The organism is Sphingomonas phyllosphaerae 5.2 (assembly GCF_000419605.1).
GTDB lineage: Bacteria > Pseudomonadota > Alphaproteobacteria > Sphingomonadales > Sphingomonadaceae > Sphingomonas > Sphingomonas phyllosphaerae_B.
Genome location: NZ_ATTI01000001.1, coordinates 1,735,197 through 1,752,544 on the forward strand (window position 1 = coordinate 1,735,197; position 17,348 = coordinate 1,752,544).

The window sequence follows — 17,348 nt, forward strand, 5'->3', positions numbered from 1 at the left end:
GGGTCGGGGGTGCGCCCGACCTATTCCTGCGACCGGGCTGCAGGAAACCGGTGCTGCACGACTGGATTCACGCAGGGCGCTGTCACCGATATCAACACCCTTGCGAAGGCTACGGGCCAGCTGGAAAAGCGATCGGGACGACGCACTCGCTCAGCCCGCTCGACCCGCTGAATACGAATCGCGATGACCTAGTGCGAGCCTGCTTTGCCTCCGGGCAAGCTTGGCACGAACGGTAATCGACAACGGAACAGGCGGGCGTCCGACCATCCGCCTCTCACACCATCGTCAATCCGGCAAAAACCACCCCGGTCGCCAAAATCACTGTGACGAACCGCTCGCTTGCCTGAACCGGCCCGCCATGGACCCCGATACCGCCTGGATGGCAGGTAGGGCGTGTGGCCGGGAGAACGTCGCGACATTTTTTAGTATCGGCACGCCACGGACGCCCGCCTAAACCCAGGGCGAAGCATCCTCAGATGCTTCGCCCTGAAGCGCCAAGCTCCCGCCGGCCTGACGCCCCGGTCAAACGTCCAGGTTCGCCACGCTTAGCGCATTCTCCTGAATGAACTCGCGCCGCGGCTCCACGACGTCGCCCATCAGTCGCGTGAAGATCTCGTCCGCTACGTCCGCCTGCTCGATTGCGACCCGCAGCATTGTTCGATTGGACGGGTCCAGCGTGGTCTCCCACAATTGATCGGCGTTCATCTCGCCCAGCCCCTTGTAGCGCTGGATCGACAGCCCCTTGCGCCCCGCGGCGAGGATAGCGTCCAGCAACTGCGACGGCCGTGCTACCAATGATTGGCCGCGTCCGACCGTCACCGTCTCCTCACCCTCTTCGTCGGTGGCGATCGCATCGACCGGTGCTTCCACCGCAGAGCCCTTCACCGGCACCAGCTTGGCGGCATGCGCGAACGTGTCGGCCTGTTCGCCGGCCAGCGTGTGGAGCTTGCGCGCCTCGGCCGAGGCGAGGAACGCTGCCTCCACGATGTGATGATCGGTCACCCCGCGCCACAGCCGTTCGAAATGGATGCCGCCCTCCTCGGTGACGCTGGCGCTCCACGTTGCTTCGTTGTCGCCCTGGTCCAGCCGTCGCACCACCTCGGTGACTGCGGCAGCGCGGGCCTCGCGCGTAGCCTCGGGATCGAGCGCTCCGCCCAGCGCCAGACCCTCGATAATCACCGGATCATAACGCCTCGGAACGTAGCGCATCAGTGTACGCATCCGCCGCGCATGTTCCACCAGCGGGCGGAGATGTGCCCCCGTCAAAGCCTCGGCGCCGCGCTCCAGCGCCATCCCGGCGAGCCCAGCGTCGACCAGGTAATTGTCGAGTGCATGATCATCCTTCAGGTACACCTCGGACCGGCCCTTCGTCGCCTTGTAGAGCGGCGGCTGGGCGATGTAGAGGTGTCCGTTCTCGATGATCTCAGGCATCTGTCGATAGAAGAACGTCAGCAACAGCGTGCGGATATGCGCACCGTCGACGTCCGCGTCGGTCATGATGACGATTTTGTGGTAGCGGAGCTTCTCCAGCTTGAAGTCGTCGCGCCCGATCCCTGTCCCCATTGCCTGGATCAGCGTGCCGATTTCCTTGGATCCCAGCATCCGGTCGAAGCGCGCACGCTCCACGTTCAGGATCTTGCCGCGCAGTGGCAGGATCGCCTGGAAGTGCCGGTCGCGGCCCTGCTTGGCCGAACCGCCGGCCGAGTCACCCTCGACCAGGAACAGCTCGGACTTCGACGGGTCGCGCTCCTGGCAGTCGGCGAGCTTGCCGGGCAGGCTGGCGATGTCCATCACGCCCTTGCGCCGCGTCAGTTCGCGCGCGCGCTTGGCCGCCTCGCGCGCCGCGGCGGCGTCGATGATCTTGCCGACGATCGAGCGCGCGTGCTGGGGATTTTCCTCCAGCCATTCCGCCATCTTGTCGGCCATCAGGCTTTCGAGCGGCTGGCGCACCTCGGAACTGACCAGCTTGTCTTTGGTCTGCGAGCTGAACTTCGGATCGGGCAGCTTGACCGAAACGATCGCGGTCAGTCCCTCGCGCATGTCGTCGCCGGTGAGGGAGACCTTCTCCTTCTTGAGCAGCCCGGACTTTTCCGCATAGTTATTGAGCGTGCGGGTCAGCGCGGCGCGAAAAGCGGCGATGTGGGTGCCGCCGTCGCGCTGTGGGATGTTGTTCGTGAACGCCAGCACGTTCTCGTAATAGCTGTCGTTCCATTCCAGCGCGACTTCGATGCCGATCTGGTCGCGCATCCCGCTGACCGAGATCGGATCGGGAAACAGCGGCTGCTTGTTACGATCCAGCCACTTCACGAATGCGGCAATGCCGCCCTCGTAGAACAGTTCGACCGACTTCTGCTCCTCATGCCGTGCATCCGTCAGGAACAGGCGCACGCCCGAATTGAGGAACGCCAGCTCGCGATAGCGATGCTCCAGCTTCTCGAAATCGAACTCGACGATCTTGAACGTTGCAGGAGAGGGGAGGAAGGTGACGCGCGTCCCCTTCTTGCCTTCTACCTTGCCGACCACCTTCAACGGCGCCACCGCGTCCCCGAACGCGAAGCGCATGTAATGCTCCTCGCCATCGCGCCAGATCGTGAGGTCCAGGAACTCAGACAGCGCGTTGACCACCGACACGCCAACGCCGTGCAGCCCGCCCGATACCTTGTAGGCGTTATCGTCGCTGGTGTTCTCGAATTTGCCGCCCGCGTGCAGCTGGGTCATGATGACCTCGGCTGCCGACACGCCTTCCTCGGGATGGATGCCCGTCGGGATGCCGCGGCCGTTGTCGGTAACGCTCACCGATCCGTCGGCGTTCAGCACGATGTCGATGCGGTCGCAATGACCGGCCAGCGCCTCGTCGATTGCGTTGTCGCTCACCTCGAACACCATGTGGTGCAGGCCAGACCCGTCGTCGGTGTCACCGATGTACATGCCGGGACGCTTGCGCACCGCGTCCAGCCCTTTGAGCACCTTGATCGAGGAGGCGCCGTATTCGCTGTTATTCTGCTGTTCTGCCATGCCCATCATATAGGCAGCGCGGACCTGCAACGAAAGTAAAACCTATGCCTCTGCCCGGTCGCGTAACCCGGCGTAGAGCACGGCCGCCACCGTCAGCGCGATGGCCGCGAGCGCCAGTGCGGTGCCGTCGCCGCCGGTCGCATCGTGCAGCGCACCGAAGCCTATGATCCCCGCGCCGCTACCCACCAGCGCGACAACGATCAGCGTGCCGTAGATCTCGCCATACTCGCGCAGGCCGAACAGTCGCGCGGCAAAGAACGGGAACAGGTCGTTTTCCGCGCCATTCATCAGCCCCGCCAGAAACACTCCCGCCGCGAGTGCGGCCAGCCCCAGCCCCGGTACCTGCAGGAACGCGAACCCGCCTGCCGAGACGAGCGCCACCACGGTTGCGATCCGCTGCGGGCTGATCCGGTCGATCAGCGCGCCGAACGCGACCCGCGCCGCGATCTGCGAGGCACCGAACGCGGTCAGCAGCAGCGCCGCCTCCGGCACCGAAAGCCCCCGCGCGATCCCGAACGGCACCAGTTGCGTGACCAGACCGATCGTGCCCAGATTGATGAAGAACCCGGTCAGCCCCAACCGCCAGAAGCGCGGGTCGCGCCGCGCCGTCGCGGCACTTACGCCGGCGGCCGGCGCCGATGCCAGCGGCGCGGCCGCGGTCGCGCCGCGAATTGCCAGCAACGCCACCGGCATCGCGATCAGCGTCGAATAGACCGCCAGCACCACGAATCCGCCGCGCCATCCTCCGTGCGCGATCACGGCGCCCAGGACGATTGGCAGCGTCAATGTCGCGAGCGGCAATCCCGAGGTCGCGATCCCCAACGCGAGCCCGCGATGCAGCACGAACCGCGCCGCGATCAACTTCCCGTACGCCAGTGCGCTCGTCCCCGGAACCGTCATGGCGAGGCACAGCACCAGCAGGTGATATTGCCACAGTGCGCCCGTCATCCCCGCCATCGCGAGATAGGCCGCGCCCAGCAACGTCATGCACGAGACGATCGTCGAGCGCACCCCGACGCGATCGACGATGCGCCCCAGCCACGGCACCGCGAGACTTCCCGCGAAGCCGAGTCCGCTCGCCAGTGAGATCTGCCCGCGGCTCCAGCCGAACTCCGCGATCAAGCCAGGAACGAACAGGCTCGACATGTTCTGGAACAACGCCGGCCCCGCACCGCTGCCCACCACCGCGCCCAGCACGATGGGCCAGCCCCGCCGCCATTCGCTGTGGTTCGTTGAGGGCGCGGTAGCGTGCATGATGCGGGCGCTAGCGAGCGGAAGCGTCGGCGTCATCCGGCGCGCGATCGGGCAGGATCAGAAAGCACGTCGCGGCCAGCAACAAGGCGCCGCACCCCAGCGTCAACGCGGCGCCATATCCGCCGGTCATGTCGTGGAGCCGCCCGAACCCGATAATACCCACCGCAGTGCCCGACAGCGCGATCGGGATAGCGGTGCCGTAGATCTCGGCATAGGCGCGCAGGCCGAACAGCCGGGCGGCGAAGAACGGCAGCAGGTCGTTTTCCGCACCGTTCATCAATCCGGCGAGGAACACCAGCGCCATGATCGTCGCCAGCCCGCTCGGCGCGAACGTCAGGGCGACGAATGCCGCGGCGGAAACGATCGCGAACGTCGCCGCGACGGGTTGCGGCCGCATCCGATCGATCAGCCAGCCGACCACCAGCCGCCCGGCGATCGCGCTGCTGGCAAACCCGGTCAGCAGCAGCGCCGCCTGCGCCGAACTCAGCTTCAGTTCCAGCCCGATCGGCACCAGTTGCGTGACGAACCCCGTCGTTGCCGCGTTGATCAGCCATGCCGACGCGACCATGATCCAGAACCGCCGGTCGCGCCGAGCCGCCGCGGCGCTCGTCCCCGGCAGCGCCGCCGCCGCTGCCGCGCTTGCGGGCAGCGCCGGTGCCGAGCGCAGGCTCAGCACGATCAACGGCAGCGCCAGCACCACGGATCCGCCCGCCAGCGTCGCGAACCCGGCACGCCATCCGTAATGCCCGATGACCGCTCCGAGCACCGGCGCCGCGACGATCGTCGCCACTGCCAATCCGGAGGTGCCCAGCGCCAGCGCCAGCCCGCGATGCGCAACGAATCGCGCCGCGATCAACTTGCCGTAGACAAGGCTGCTGGTCCCCGGCAGCGCCAGCACGAGCATCACGACCCCAAGCTGATAGCGCCAGATCGCGCGTCCGCCGTTGGTCCCCATCGCCGTCAGCCAGAGGTACGCGACCCCGAGCAGCAGCATCGACGCGACGATCACCGGGCGCACCCCGATCCGGTCGGCGGCACGGCCGACCAGCGGCGCCATCACCGCTCCGCCGAGCGCCAGCCCCGCGGCGGTCGCGATGTCGCCGCGCGACCAGCCGAACGTCGCCTCCAGACCCGGCGTGAACAGGCTCGACAGGTTCTGGTAAAGCCCCGGTCCCAGGCCCGCGCCGAGCATTGCCGCCGCCACCACCGGCCAGCCGCCGCGCCATTCGGCAATCGCCTGGTGGCGATGGGGTAGGGGCACATGCTCGGTCAGGCGCGATGGTCCTTGGATCGGGGGAATGTCGTCACAACGCCGTAACGTCGGAAATGGTGTCCGCGAAACGATATCGCTACAATCCGATCCAGGTCGCGGTATCGATCGCCGCGAATAGCGCACGCTCGGTCCCGGTCATCCAAACCTGACCCAGAGGCGACAGTCGTGCGAACAGCGCCGTCCGCCGCGCCGGGTCGAGATGCGCCGCCACCTCATCCAGCAGCAGCACCGGCGCCCGCCCTGCGATTGCCGCCACCAACTCGGCATGTGCCAGCACGATCGCGAGCAGCAGCGCCTTCTGCTCGCCCGTCGAGGCGGTCGCGGCGGGCCGCGCCTTGTCGACATGCGTCACGATCAGGTCGCCGCGATGCGGCCCGCTCAGCGTCCGCCCGGCGGCGGCGTCGCGCGCCCGACCCTGTCGCAGCGCCTCCGCCAGTGTCCCGGCGTCCCCGCTCCATCCTTCCAGCGCGATCCGCGCCCGCGCGATATCGCCCGGCGGCTGTGCCGCGAGCGCGGCGTCCAGCGCCGCAACGGTGCGGCGTCGTGCCGCATCCAGCGCCGCGCCATGCTGCGCCATTTGCGCCTCCAGCGCTGCCAGCCAGTCCGGATCGAGCGCGCCGCGCGCCAGCAACCGGTTGCGGTCGCGCATCGCCGCTTCGTAGCGTGCGCCGTCGCGGGCATGCCCCGGTTCCAGCGCAAGCGTCAGCCGGTCAAGGAATCGTCGCCGTCCGCCCGCCGCCTCGGTGAACAGTCGGTCCATCGCCGGTGTGAGCCACAGTACCGCCAGCCGCTCGGCCAGGGCGGTCGCGGGGGTTGCGGCGCCGTTGACTCGAACCACCCGCCGCTCGGGCGCCGCTGCCAGCGTGCCGGTGCCCAGCGTGACACCATCCTCCAGCGTGGCGGCGATCCCGAACCCGCCCGGACCGTCGCTGCGCGCCACCTCGGTCAGCGCCGAGCGGCGCAGACCGCGACCGGGCGCGAGCAACGACACCGCCTCCAGCACATTGGTCTTCCCTGCGCCGTTCGCCCCGGTCAGCACGACAAAGCCCGCGCCCGGCGCAAGGCTGAGCGCGGCGTGGTTGCGGACATCGGTGAGGACGAGGCGGGACAGCATGACGCGCGACGCTGGTAGGGGCAAAGCGCGGGGGTGGCGACCGTTTCCTGACGGCGCCGACCGGGGTCGGTCTTCGAAGGACCGACCGAAGCCGCTTTCGCAATCCGGGAAGCCGCCCGCAGGATCCCGGTGGTCGGCCGCGCCATCAGCCGCCGGCCACTTCGTTGGCGGCACCTCACCCGTCCCATGTCTGGCGCTCGCCACCCTTGCATCTGTTGCTGCCACCCGCGACAGCGCGCGGCATGACGACCCCCGCGACCCGCAACGGCCTGATCCTCGGAATTGGTGCCTACACCCTTTGGGGCCTGCTTCCGATCTACCTGCATCTGCTGCACGGCGTGCCGGCGCTTCAGGTGCTTGCCCATCGCGTCCTCTGGTCGCTGCTCCTGCTCGCGCTCGTCATCGTCGTGCTCCGCCGCGCGGCCGCGATTCGCGCCGCCGCGCGTGGGCGCACGTTGCTGCTGCTGTGCGCGTCGGCCGCGCTGATCGCGGTCAACTGGATGGTCTACATCTGGTCGGTCCAGAATGGCCACGTGTTGGAGGCGAGCCTCGGCTATTTCATCAATCCGCTCGTCAACGTTGCGCTCGGCACGATCGTGCTCGGCGAACGCATCGGCCGTATGCAGAAGGCGGCGGTAGCGGTCGCGGCGATCGGCGTCATGGTGATGGCCAGCGCGGGCGCCGGCGCGCTGTGGATCCCGCTCACCCTTGCGTTCAGCTTCGGACTGTATGGGCTGATCCGTAAGGTCGCCGCGATCGACGCGCTCGGCGGGCTCACCGTGGAGACCGCGCTTCTCGCTGCGCCCGCATTGGCGGTACTGCTGCTGGGGTCTGAGCCTGTGTTCGGGCGCGGCACGCAGACCGACATGCTGCTCGTGCTGGCTGGTGCGGTCACCGCCGCACCACTGCTGATGTTCGCTGCCGCCGCGCGCCGGCTGCGCTACGCCACGATGGGGCTGTTGCAATATATCGCGCCGACGCTGCAGTTCCTGGAGGCTGTGATCCTCTTTCGGGAGCCGCTGCGCACGATGCACATCGTCACCTTCGCGCTGATCTGGATAGGTTGTGCGCTTTACGCGCTCGGCAGCCGGCCGAAGCGTCTCATTCCCTAGGTTCACGCCGCCCGAGCCATGCGGTGGTCGCGAGGTCCATCGTCACGTTTCCGACGGTGCGAACGATGTCCGGGATCGTCTCGACCGCGACCAGCAATCCCAGCGGCGCCACCGGTGCGCCGATCGTCCCCGCGATCGGCGCGATCGCGCTGACGTAGCTGACCGTCCCTGGCAGGCTGACCGATCCCAACGAAGTAAGCGTCGCCACCACCACGCCGATCGCGAGCGTTGCCGGCGACAGCGCCACGCCGAACCACGTCGCGACATAGATCGCTACCGCCAGGTTCATCGCCGGCCCGGTTGCTCGAAAGATCGCGACCGCCAGCGGTAGCGTGACGCCCGCCGTGCCGACCGGCACCCCCAGTTCGCGTGCGCCTTCCAGCATCGCCGGCACGGAGGCGAGCGAGGACTGCGTGCTGATCGCCACCGCCTGCGACGGCAGCGCGGCGCGCGCGAACCTCGCCAGCGGCACGCCCGCGCCGATCCGTGCGACCGGATAGGCCAGCAGCGTGACGATCACCCCGACGCTGGAGACGACCAGGATGTAATGTACCAACGCTCCGAATGCGCCGGTACCCGCGCGCGCGCCGACGACCAGTGCCAGCGCAAAGACGCCGGCCGGCGCGATCCACAGCACCCAGTCGATCACCACCAGCATCGCGTCGCGCAGCGCAGTGAAGAACCGCACCAGCAGCGCGCGTCCGTCCGCATCGATGCGCGCGATCGCGAACGCGAAAACGAGCGTGAAGATAATGAGCGACAGAAACGAGTCGCTGGCCGCGGCATGGACGATGTTGGTCGGTACGATCCCGGCGAAGAACTCGCCCAGCGGCGGCACCGCCGGCACCTTGCCCGCTCCTACCAGCGCCGCGCGCAGCGCTGCCGCGGATGTAGCCGGCAGCGGCACCAACGCAAGGATCAGCGGCGTGACCAACGCAGCGATCGTCGCGGATAGGAAGAGGAAACCGACGTACAGCGCGATCGCCCGCCCGGCGAGGCGTCCCGCCTTCGCCGCCTCCGCGGTCGCAGCGACGCCGGTGACCAGCAGCGAGACGACGAGCGGCACGATCGTCATCTGCAACCCGTGCAGCCAGGCGGTGCCGACCGGCTCGGCGACCGCGATCGTGCCCGGCACCGTGGCCGGCGCGAACGCCGCCAGCGCAACGCCCGCCGACAGACCGATCAGCAGCGACAGGAGGATGCGGGTGGCTTGCGACATACGGGGATTTCGCCCTTCGGCAGCTTGTGGCTATGGACGTGTCAGGCCAAGCGAACGGAAGGCACGATGGCAAGAAAATATTTCGGCACCGACGGGATTCGCGGGCTGACCAACGCTGGCGCGATGACCGCGGAAATGGCGATGAAGGTCGGGATGGCGGCCGGTCGCCACTTTTTGCGCGGTGACCACCGCCACCGGGTGGTGATCGGAAAGGACACGCGGCTGTCGGGCTATATGCTCGAAAGCGCGTTGCAGGCCGGGTTCACCAGCGTCGGGATGGACGTCACGCTCGTTGGTCCGATGCCGACGCCGGCGGTGGCGATGCTGACCAAGTCGATGCGCGCCGACATGGGGGTGATGATCTCCGCCAGCCACAATCCGTTCTACGACAACGGCATCAAGCTGTTTGGCCCGGACGGTTATAAGTTGTCCGATGAGGACGAACTCGCGATCGAGGCGGCGATCGACGGTGACGTGACGCTTGCGCCCGCCGGCGAGATCGGCCGTGCCAAGCGCATCGACGACGCGCGCGGCCGCTACATCCACTTCGCCAAATCGACCTTCCCCAACGACCTGCGGCTCGACGGGATGAAGGTAGTGGTCGATTGCGCCAACGGTGCCGCTTACCAGGTTGCGCCGGAAGCGCTTTGGGAACTCGGGGCCGACCTTGTCCAGATCGGCGTGCATCCCAACGGCCTCAACATCAACGACCGGATCGGCTCGACTCACCCCGCGGCATTGTCCGCGGCGGTGATCGAGCACGGCGCCGACATCGGCATCGCGCTGGACGGCGACGCCGATCGGCTGATCGTCGTGGACGAGAAGGGCCGCGTGGTCGATGGCGATCAATTGATGGCCACGATCGCTGCCGGCTGGGCGCGCGCCGGGCGGCTGGCCGGGGGTGGGCTGGTCGCCACCGTCATGTCCAACCTCGGGCTGGAGCGACACCTCGCGGCGCAGGGGCTGGGTTTGATCCGCACCGCGGTCGGCGATCGTCACGTGCTGGAGGCGATGCGGCGACGTGGCTACAACGTCGGCGGAGAGCAATCCGGCCACATCATCCTCAGCGATTACGCGACGACGGGCGACGGGCTGGTGGCCGCCTTGCAGGTGCTCGCCGAGGTTTGCCGCGCCGGTGCGCCGGCCAGCGAGGTGCTGCACCGGTTCGAGCCGCTGCCGCAACTTCTCAAGAACGTTCGCTTCGCGGGCGGCAAGCCGCTGGAGACCGACGACGTCAAGGCGGTGATCGCCGCCGCGGAGACCGAACTGGCCGGCAGGGGCCGGCTGGTCATCCGTCCCTCGGGCACCGAGCCGGTGATCCGGGTCATGGCCGAGGGTGACGATCTCGCCCACGTCGAACAGGTCGTGGATCGCATCTGCGACGCGGTTCGCGCCGCCGTGTGAGGGGGGGGGGCTTCCGCCCAGTTGCCGGTCCGCGCGTCGCCCGCCGGTCAGCGCCTTCGGGAAACCCGGCATTGACCGGGCTGTAGTTGCGAAATTTCCGCGGCGACGCTCAGCACACCGTCACGATGTACTGCCCGGGTAGCCCCGACCCGTGCCCGGGCGGCGGGTCGGGGCAAGGCGTCACCGCTCGTTGAGATAATAACGATCCGTTGCGTTCAGCGCCGCGTCGAGTTCGTAGACGATCGGCTGCCCGGTGGGGATCTCCAGCCCGGTGATCTCATCGTCCGAAATCCCCGACAAGTGCTTCACCAGCGCGCGCAGCGAATTGCCGTGCGCGGAGATCAAGACCCGCTGCCCATCCTTCAGCGCGGGCGCGATCCGCCCTTCCCAATACGGCAGCACGCGCGCGATCGTGTCCTTGAGGCTTTCGGTAGTCGGCACGTCGATCCCGGCGTAGCGACGGTCGCCCGACAGGTCGAACTCGCTGCCCGGTTCGATCGGCGGCGGCGGCACGTCGAAGCTGCGCCGCCAGACGTGCACCTGCTCCTCGCCGTGCTTGGCCGCGGTCTCGGCCTTGTCGAGGCCGGTCAGTCCCCCGTAATGCCGCTCGTTCAGCCGCCAGTCCTTTTCGACGGGCAGCCAGAGCCGCCCCATCGCCTCCAGCGCCAGGTTCAGCGTCTTGATGGCGCGCGTCTGAAGCGAGGTGAACGTCTGATCGAAGTCCAGCCCCTTTGCGGCCATCAATTCGCCTGCGGCGCGCGCCTCTGCCGCGCCTTTCTGGGTCACGTCGACGTCCCACCAGCCGGTGAAACGGTTCTCGAGGTTCCAGGCCGACTGGCCATGGCGGATCAGGACGAGCGTGGGCATCAATGTCTCCCTTGAAGGTCGAGCGTCAGGAACTGGTTGTGCGGGCTGGCCGCATAATCACCGAACGGCGCGCAGGTGACGAACCCGGCGCGGGTATAAAGCGATAGCGCAGGCGCATAGGCGGGCGTCACGCCGGTCTCGAGATATAGTCGCGCATAGCCGCGCGCACGTGCTGCGGCCACGATCGCGGCCAGCATCGCGGCGCCGACGCCGCGCCCGCGCCATGCATCGGCGGTGCGCATCGACTTCACTTCTCCACTTTCGGCGTCAAGCGCACGCAGTGCGCCCATGCCGATCGGCGTCTCGCCATTCCAGGCGGTCCAGAAAGTGACGTCGGGCCTGCGCAGTCCGCTCGCGTCGAGTGCAAACGAGAAGCCGGCCGGTGTGTTGGCGCGCTGCTCCGCGACATGCGCCGCGAGCAGCGTCGCGATCGCCGGATTGGCGGGATCGTCGATCCTGATCTCCATTGCGACCCCCTGCTTGCCCGGTGCTAAGCTCCGCTCTAGCGAACGGGACAAGCGACACAACAGGAACAGCGCCATGACGATCCGCCGCCGCACCCTCGTCCACGACGGTCCCGGAGGTCCGTTCGAAGGCGTGTTCGCCTGGGATGACGGCACCGATGTGGCGCGACCCGCGGTGCTGGTCATCCCCAACGTGCTCGGCCAGAAGGAGGCCGACAACCGGAAAGCGGAGGATCTTGCCGCACTCGGCTATGCTGCCTTCGCTTGCGATCTGTTTGGACAGGGGAAGCGAACGCAGCGTGGAGAGGGTTCCAGCCGCTACATGGACGAGCTGAATGCCGACCGTACCCTGCTGCGCGAGCGGTTGCGCGCCACGCTTGCCGCCTGCGCCGCCCAGCCTGAGGTCGACGCGGGCCGGATCGCCGCAATCGGTTTCTGCTTCGGCGGCAAATGCGTGCTCGACATGGCACGCGCCGGGTTGCCGATCCGCGGCGGCGTCAGCCTCCACGGCGTCTACGATCGCCCGGACTACGACAGCGTAGCGCCGATCACCGTGCCGTTGCTGGTCTGCCACGGCTGGGACGATCCGCTCGCCCCGCCCGACGCGCTGGTAGCGTTGGGCCAGGAACTGACCGCAGCGGACGCCGACTGGCAAATCCACGCTTACGGTCACGCTGGCCACGGCTTCACTGATCGCGCGCTCACCGCCGCTGGATCCGGGTTCGGCTACGACGAAGGGGCGGATCGCCGTAGCTGGGCGGCTTTGTGCGCTTTTGTACAAGAAGTCTTTGAGAAATGATCGAAAATACATTCGGATATTTAAGGAAACTGGCCTAATGTAACCCAGATTGGCGCGGGATGTTGATGATTTCGTCCGACGGTCGCGGTAATCCGTGTGAAAAGGTCGGGGGCACTGCGCGATGGGAGTTACTGTATACGCGCCTGCGCCAATGCCGAACGACGAAGCGGCGCGCGAGCGCGCGGTGCTTGCCTCCGGTGTGCTCGACGCGCGCGCCGATCCGGTTCTGGTCGATTTGGTCGATCAGGCGCGGCGTAAGTTCGGTACAGGCATGGCGGCGGTCTCGGTACTGTCCCGCGACTGGGAATATCTGATCGCGGCTGCAGGGGTCACCTCGCGCACCTACAGTCGCCGCATGTCGCTGTGCGGGCACGCGATCATGACTCCTCGCGCGGTCTTCTGCGTGGAGGACGCACGCGCCGACCCACGCTTTGCGGATAACCCGGTGTTGATCGACGGCGGGCAGGTGCGCTTCTACGCCGGTGCGCCGCTCGTCGACGCCGACACGCTGCCGCTCGGCACCTTTTGCGTCTTCGACCGCATCCCGAGAAACGACTTCGGCGCATACGAGCGAATGCAGCTGCAGCAGATGTCCGAAGCGGTGATGATCCGGCTCGCCGAACGACGGCAGGCGTTGTCCTAATCGTTCCCGCACATGATGGCTTCAGTTACTTGCGGTTGAATGAGGGGCAACGTCAGGTGCCCCGATCGGGAACTTTCATTGCCATCCTCTGGTCGCCGCAACTCGAGCCGGGACCCTGCTTTTCCGAGCGGCAACTCTGGCGACGCACAAATTGCCGTTCGATGGGGCTGCCCCGCTCCCGTCGACGCGCTCAGCGGGGCAATTCAGAGCGTTCAGCTACGGCGCCGGAGCATGTGCCGGTACCAGTGCTGCTTGGATTGACGCTCCGCACCCGAACGAATCATACCGCGGCGGCGGCGCGATGGTGGCGGATTACCTCGTCGATGATGAAGCGCAGGAACTTTTCCGAGAATTCCGGGTCCAGCTCGGCGTTCTCGCTCAATTGCCGCAGACGGGCGATCTGAGCCTCCTCGCGCCCCGGGTCGGCGGCCGGAAGCCCGGTGGTCGCCTTGTGCGCGCCGACCGCCTGCGTAATCTTGAACCGCTCCGCCAGCAGGCAGACCAGCGCCGCGTCGATGTTGTCGATGCTCTTGCGATAGCCCTTCAGAACGTCGTCGGTCATCACGCCTTCCCCCGGCCTTAACGGTAGTTTCTCATGCTTGCCCGCAACCCGCAGGACAAGCCTGCGCTTGCGTTGCGCGCACGCCACCCCGTAAGGGCAGGATCAGATGAGCGCTACCTTGCACCGACTTCCCGGCCACACGCCCTCGCTCGATCCGATGATCGCGCGGGTCGCGGGCGACATGGATCACGTCAACGCCGTGATCGTGGCGCGTATGCGATCCGATATCCCGTTGATCCCCGAACTTGCCGGGCATCTGATCGCCGGGGGCGGAAAGCGGATGCGCCCGATGCTGACGCTCGCGGGCGCGCAGCTCGTAGGGTATGCGGGCGATCGTCACCACCTGCTGGCTGCGGCGGTCGAGTTCATCCACACCGCCACGTTGCTGCACGACGACGTGGTTGATGGCTCCGACCTGCGCCGCGGCAAGCGCACTGCCAATATCATCTGGGGAAATCCCGCCAGCGTGCTTGTTGGCGATTTCCTCTTCTCGCGTTCGTTCGAGCTGATGGTGGCCGGTGGCAACATGCGCGCCCTGGAGATTCTCTCGAACGCCTCCGCGGTGATTGCGGAGGGCGAGGTGAACCAATTGACCGCGGCGCGTCGCGTCGACCTCCCGGAGGAGCGTTACCTCGACATCATCCACGCCAAGACGGCGGCGTTGTTCGCCGCCGCCTGCCGGATCGCGGGCGTCGTGGCGGAGCGTCCCGCCGCCGAGGAGCAGGCGCTCGATTCGTACGGCCGCAACCTCGGTATCGCCTTCCAGCTCGTCGACGATGCGATCGACTACACCAGCGATGCGGGCACGATGGGCAAGGACGCCGGCGACGACTTCCGCGAGGGCAAGATGACGCTACCGGTCATCCTCGCCTATGCCCGCGGCGCGGTGGAGGATCGCACCTTCTGGCGCGACGCGGTCGAGGGACGTCGTGCCAGCGACGCCGACTTCGCGCACGCCATCGACCTCGTTCGTCGCACTCGCGCTGTCGATGATACGCTCGCTCGCGCGCGCCACTACGGGCAGCGCGCGATCGAGTCGCTGTCGATCTTCCCCGACAGCGCGATCAAGGATGCGATGGTCGAGGCGGTCGAGTTCGCGGTGGCACGCGCCTACTGACCCGGGTCGACCGCGAACAGGTCCTTGTACTGTCGCGGTTGCGAGCGAAGATACTGGTCCGGCGCCTTCACGCGTCCGCCCAGTGCCGCCGCGGCATGCCATGGCCAGCGCGGATCGTAGAGGATCGTGCGGGCCAGCGCGATCATGTCGGCATCGCCGGTCGCGACGATCGCCTCGGCTTGCTCATAGTCGGTGATGAGCCCAACCGCCACGACCGGGATCGCCACCGCCTGCTTCACCGCACGCGCCAGTGGCACCTGATAGCTTGGCCCGACAGGGATCTGCTGCCGCGGGTCCAGCCCGCCACTCGACACATGGATCGACGCACATCCCCTCGACTCCAGCGCTTTTGCGAAGGCGACGGTCTGCGTGGCATCCCAGCCGCCCGCGACCCAGTCGCTCCCCGACACCCGCACCGTCACCGGCCGGTCCGCGGGAAAGGCCGCGCGCACGGCGTCGAACACTTCCAGCGGGAACCGCATGCGATTTTCGAGCGATCCGCCGTAATCGTCGTCACGATGGTTGGAGAGCGGCGACAGGAATTGGTGAAGCAGATAGCCGTGCGCCGCATGGATCTGCACCGCGTCGATCCCCAGTCGGGCGGCACGGACCGTAGCTGCGGCAAAACCGTCGCGAACCCGTCTCATACCCTCCTGGTCCAGCGCGATCGGGGCGTGATCCGCTGCATCGAATGGCTCAGGGGAGGGGGCAACCGTCCGCCAGCCATTCGGATGATCCGGTGCAAGCTGTGCGCCGCCCGCCCATGGAAGATCTGTCGATGCCTTGCGACCGGCGTGCGCCAGCTGCAAGGCGATCGGCATGTCCGAGTATCTACGGATTGATCCGAGCGTCTGCGCCATCGCAGCCTCGGTCTTGTCGTCCCACAGGCCGACGTCGGCATAACTGATGCGACCCGCGGGCTCCACCGCAGTCGCTTCAATCGTCAGGATGGCGGCGCCGGAAAGCGCGAGTTGACCCAAATGGATCGTGTGCCAATCGGTCATGCACCCATCGACTGCCGAATATTGGCACATCGGCGCGACGACGATTCGGTTGGCGAGCGACAGCCCGGCCAAATCGAGGGGTTCGAACAATTTGGGTCCGCTCATCGGTGACTGGCTCCGGTGTGTGAGCCGTCCCTACGCATCAGCAGAACGTTGGTGCCGCCGGGTGCGGCAAAAGTGAAGTGGTCGGGGAAAGAGGATTCGAACCTCCGGCCCCTGCCTCCCGAAGACAGTGCTCTACCAGGCTGAGCTATTCCCCGACCAGGGTTGTCGACCGGATGTGCCGGCGACAGGGCGCGGCTTATATCAGCGGAAATTCGTAGCGCAAGCGGGTAATCGCGGCTGTTATTCCGCCCCTGCGTCGCTACGCTCATCCGCCATGTCGCCCGTCGAATGGATCGCCACCGCCCTCGGCATCGCCTGCGTCTTGCTCGCTGCACGGCGTAGCATCTGGACGTTCCCGGTCGCGATCGTCTCGGTCATTCTCCTCGGCGTGGTCGTGTTCGAGGCGCGGCTCTATTCCGACGCGTTGCTGCAACTCTTTTTCGTCGCCGCCAACCTTTACGGCTGGCTGACGTGGCGTCGCACGCAGGCGCGCACGGGTGACGTGCCGGTCGGCATGCTGGACGCGGCCGGACGCACGCGCTGGAGTGTTGCGATCCTGTCCGGCTGGCTTGTCTGCGGCGCTGCAATGCACCGCTGGACGGACGCTGCGCTGCCGTGGTTGGATGCCGGGATCGCTGCGGCCAGCATCGCTGCGCAGCTGCTGATGGCGCAGCGGCGGCTCGAGAATTGGTGGCTGTGGGTCGCGGTCGATCTCGCGTCGGTGCCGCTGTACCTCGCCAAGGGCCTGTATCTGTTCGCAGGATTGTACGCCGTTTATCTCGGGCTCGCACTGTGGGGACTGGCGAGCTGGTCGCGGTCCGCGCGTGGAGAGTGGCGGGTCGTGGCGGCATGAGCCTGCGTACCGTTTGTCTCCATGGGCCGGAGAGCACCGGCAAGTCCACGATGGCACCGCGGCTCGCGAGCGCGTTCGACTCGATTTGCGTTGCCGAATTCGGCCGCGCCTATTGCGAGGCGCATGGCACTGACCTTAGCATGTCCGACCTCGTCGCGATCGCGGAGACGCAGGACGCCAACGCGCAGCAGGCGCTCGCCAGCGGCGCTCGCCCCGTCATTCTCGATACGGACCCGCTGATGAGCGCGGTCTGGGCCGACATGATGTTCGGCCGCCGCGATCCGTGGTTCGATCGCTGGACCGCCACCGCCGACCTCTACCTCCTCTTCGACATCGATCTGCCGTGGGTGGACGACGGTACGCGCATGTTCGGCTCCACCGGCGAGCGGCAGCGCTTCTTCGACCTCTCGAGGCGCGAGTTGGAACGACGCGGCGTGCCATGGGTGCTGGTCGATGGCACCGGCCCGCGCCGCTACCGCAACGCGCTCGCCGCCATCCGTGCCGCAATGGGAGCGGCTGGCGTTTGAGGTGGGGCTGGTCTAA

16 protein-coding genes and 1 tRNA gene are annotated in these 17,348 nt (G+C 67.3%); 7 read left to right on the plus strand and 10 right to left on the minus strand.

Annotated elements, in window-relative coordinates; genetic code table 11:
* Positions 1–522: 522 nt before the first annotated feature.
* From gyrB to recF, 4 genes are all read right to left on the minus strand, one after another.
* On the minus strand, positions 523–3,015 hold the full coding sequence (gene gyrB, locus SPHPHY_RS0108150; RefSeq protein WP_028056646.1) for a DNA topoisomerase (ATP-hydrolyzing) subunit B: 2,493 nt from the start codon (positions 3,013–3,015) through the stop codon (positions 523–525).
* 42 nt (positions 3,016–3,057) lie between these two features.
* On the minus strand, positions 3,058–4,269 hold the full coding sequence (locus SPHPHY_RS0108155; protein WP_196802147.1) for an MFS transporter: 1,212 nt from the start codon (positions 4,267–4,269) through the stop codon (positions 3,058–3,060).
* 10 nt (positions 4,270–4,279) lie between these two features.
* A complete protein-coding gene (locus tag SPHPHY_RS0108160) occupies positions 4,280–5,530 on the minus strand; it encodes an MFS transporter (RefSeq protein ID WP_022686193.1) in 1,251 nt (416 codons plus the stop codon).
* An 88-nt stretch (positions 5,531–5,618) separates the two neighbouring features.
* Positions 5,619–6,656: a DNA replication/repair protein RecF gene (gene recF / locus SPHPHY_RS0108165; protein ID WP_022686194.1), complete on the minus strand. Its 1,038-nt coding sequence runs from the start codon at positions 6,654–6,656 to the stop codon at positions 5,619–5,621.
* 242 nt (positions 6,657–6,898) lie between these two features.
* On the opposite strand from recF, the gene rarD reads away from it, so the two are divergent.
* Positions 6,899–7,768, plus strand: coding sequence for an EamA family transporter RarD (gene rarD, locus SPHPHY_RS0108170; RefSeq protein WP_028056647.1), 870 nt, complete (start codon positions 6,899–6,901; stop codon positions 7,766–7,768).
* Here rarD and SPHPHY_RS0108175 read toward each other — a convergent pair.
* Positions 7,758–8,987 carry a dicarboxylate/amino acid:cation symporter gene (locus SPHPHY_RS0108175; RefSeq protein ID WP_022686195.1) on the minus strand — a complete coding sequence of 410 codons (1,230 nt, stop codon included), beginning with the start codon at positions 8,985–8,987 and terminating at the stop codon, positions 7,758–7,760. The two genes, rarD and SPHPHY_RS0108175, sit on opposite strands and share 11 nt — an antisense overlap.
* 66 nt (positions 8,988–9,053) lie before the next feature.
* Between SPHPHY_RS0108175 and glmM the strand changes: the two genes are divergently transcribed.
* The gene (gene glmM / locus SPHPHY_RS0108180) at positions 9,054–10,391 is read left to right on the plus strand and encodes a phosphoglucosamine mutase (protein WP_022686196.1); all 1,338 of its coding nucleotides are present in this window, start codon (positions 9,054–9,056) and stop codon (positions 10,389–10,391) included.
* A 180-nt stretch (positions 10,392–10,571) separates the two neighbouring features.
* Here the strand turns inward: glmM and gpmA are convergent, their stop codons facing one another.
* Positions 10,572–11,258 carry a 2,3-diphosphoglycerate-dependent phosphoglycerate mutase gene (gene gpmA / locus SPHPHY_RS0108185; RefSeq protein ID WP_022686197.1) on the minus strand — a complete coding sequence of 229 codons (687 nt, stop codon included), beginning with the start codon at positions 11,256–11,258 and terminating at the stop codon, positions 10,572–10,574.
* Positions 11,258–11,725, minus strand: a complete 468-nt coding sequence (locus SPHPHY_RS0108190) for a GNAT family N-acetyltransferase (protein ID WP_022686198.1) — start codon at positions 11,723–11,725, stop codon at positions 11,258–11,260. Before SPHPHY_RS0108190 ends, gpmA begins: the two co-directional genes overlap by 1 nt.
* Before the next feature lie 73 nt (positions 11,726–11,798).
* Here SPHPHY_RS0108190 and SPHPHY_RS0108195 point away from each other — a divergent pair, with 73 nt between their 5' ends.
* Both SPHPHY_RS0108195 and SPHPHY_RS19740 read left to right on the plus strand, forming a co-directional pair.
* A complete protein-coding gene (locus SPHPHY_RS0108195) occupies positions 11,799–12,521 on the plus strand; it encodes a dienelactone hydrolase family protein (RefSeq protein WP_022686199.1) in 723 nt (240 codons plus the stop codon).
* A 199-nt stretch (positions 12,522–12,720) separates the two neighbouring features.
* On the plus strand, positions 12,721–13,164 hold the full coding sequence (locus tag SPHPHY_RS19740) for a GAF domain-containing protein (protein WP_231370387.1): 444 nt from the start codon (positions 12,721–12,723) through the stop codon (positions 13,162–13,164).
* 280 nt (positions 13,165–13,444) lie between these two features.
* Here SPHPHY_RS19740 and SPHPHY_RS0108205 read toward each other — a convergent pair whose 3' ends face one another.
* Positions 13,445–13,726 carry a chorismate mutase gene (locus SPHPHY_RS0108205; protein ID WP_022686201.1) on the minus strand — a complete coding sequence of 94 codons (282 nt, stop codon included), beginning with the start codon at positions 13,724–13,726 and terminating at the stop codon, positions 13,445–13,447.
* A gap of 106 nt (positions 13,727–13,832) precedes the next feature.
* Between SPHPHY_RS0108205 and SPHPHY_RS0108210 the strand changes: the two genes are divergently transcribed.
* The gene (locus tag SPHPHY_RS0108210) at positions 13,833–14,843 is read left to right on the plus strand and encodes a polyprenyl synthetase family protein (RefSeq protein WP_022686202.1); all 1,011 of its coding nucleotides are present in this window, start codon (positions 13,833–13,835) and stop codon (positions 14,841–14,843) included.
* Here the strand turns inward: SPHPHY_RS0108210 and SPHPHY_RS0108215 are convergent.
* Positions 14,837–15,952 (minus strand): NADH:flavin oxidoreductase/NADH oxidase, encoded by a 1,116-nt coding sequence (locus SPHPHY_RS0108215; RefSeq protein ID WP_022686203.1) that lies wholly within the window; start codon positions 15,950–15,952, stop codon positions 14,837–14,839. The two genes, SPHPHY_RS0108210 and SPHPHY_RS0108215, sit on opposite strands and share 7 nt — an antisense overlap.
* 78 nt (positions 15,953–16,030) lie before the next feature.
* Positions 16,031–16,107, minus strand: a tRNA-Pro gene (locus SPHPHY_RS0108220).
* Positions 16,108–16,226: 119 nt separating this feature from the next.
* Between SPHPHY_RS0108220 and pnuC the strand changes: the two genes are divergently transcribed.
* On the plus strand, positions 16,227–16,805 hold the full coding sequence (gene pnuC / locus SPHPHY_RS0108225) for a nicotinamide riboside transporter PnuC (RefSeq protein ID WP_022686204.1): 579 nt from the start codon (positions 16,227–16,229) through the stop codon (positions 16,803–16,805).
* Entirely contained in the window at positions 16,802–17,332 is a 531-nt protein-coding gene (locus SPHPHY_RS0108230; RefSeq protein WP_022686205.1) for an AAA family ATPase, read from the plus strand. The genes pnuC and SPHPHY_RS0108230 overlap by 4 nt, the downstream gene beginning before the upstream one ends.
* Positions 17,333–17,348 lie beyond the last annotated feature (16 nt).

Bases quoted from the DNA above. Each gene is read 5' to 3' on its own strand.
- gyrB (WP_028056646.1), bottom strand. From the start codon at position 3,015: ATGGCAGAACAGCAGAATAACAGCGAATACGGCGCCTCCTCGATCAAG.
- SPHPHY_RS0108155 (WP_196802147.1), bottom strand. From the start codon at position 4,269: ATGCACGCTACCGCGCCCTCAACGAACCACAGCGAATGGCGGCGGGGC.
- SPHPHY_RS0108205 (WP_022686201.1), bottom strand. From the start codon at position 13,726: ATGACCGACGACGTTCTGAAGGGCTATCGCAAGAGCATCGACAACATC.
- rarD (WP_028056647.1), top strand. From the start codon at position 6,899: ATGACGACCCCCGCGACCCGCAACGGCCTGATCCTCGGAATTGGTGCC.
- SPHPHY_RS0108230 (WP_022686205.1), top strand. From the start codon at position 16,802: ATGAGCCTGCGTACCGTTTGTCTCCATGGGCCGGAGAGCACCGGCAAG.
- recF (WP_022686194.1), bottom strand. From the start codon at position 6,656: ATGCTGTCCCGCCTCGTCCTCACCGATGTCCGCAACCACGCCGCGCTC.
- SPHPHY_RS0108210 (WP_022686202.1), top strand. From the start codon at position 13,833: ATGAGCGCTACCTTGCACCGACTTCCCGGCCACACGCCCTCGCTCGAT.
- glmM (WP_022686196.1), top strand. From the start codon at position 9,054: ATGGCAAGAAAATATTTCGGCACCGACGGGATTCGCGGGCTGACCAAC.
- SPHPHY_RS0108175 (WP_022686195.1), bottom strand. From the start codon at position 8,987: ATGTCGCAAGCCACCCGCATCCTCCTGTCGCTGCTGATCGGTCTGTCG.
- gpmA (WP_022686197.1), bottom strand. From the start codon at position 11,258: ATGCCCACGCTCGTCCTGATCCGCCATGGCCAGTCGGCCTGGAACCTC.
- SPHPHY_RS0108215 (WP_022686203.1), bottom strand. From the start codon at position 15,952: ATGAGCGGACCCAAATTGTTCGAACCCCTCGATTTGGCCGGGCTGTCG.
- pnuC (WP_022686204.1), top strand. From the start codon at position 16,227: ATGTCGCCCGTCGAATGGATCGCCACCGCCCTCGGCATCGCCTGCGTC.
- SPHPHY_RS0108195 (WP_022686199.1), top strand. From the start codon at position 11,799: ATGACGATCCGCCGCCGCACCCTCGTCCACGACGGTCCCGGAGGTCCG.
- SPHPHY_RS0108190 (WP_022686198.1), bottom strand. From the start codon at position 11,725: ATGGAGATCAGGATCGACGATCCCGCCAATCCGGCGATCGCGACGCTG.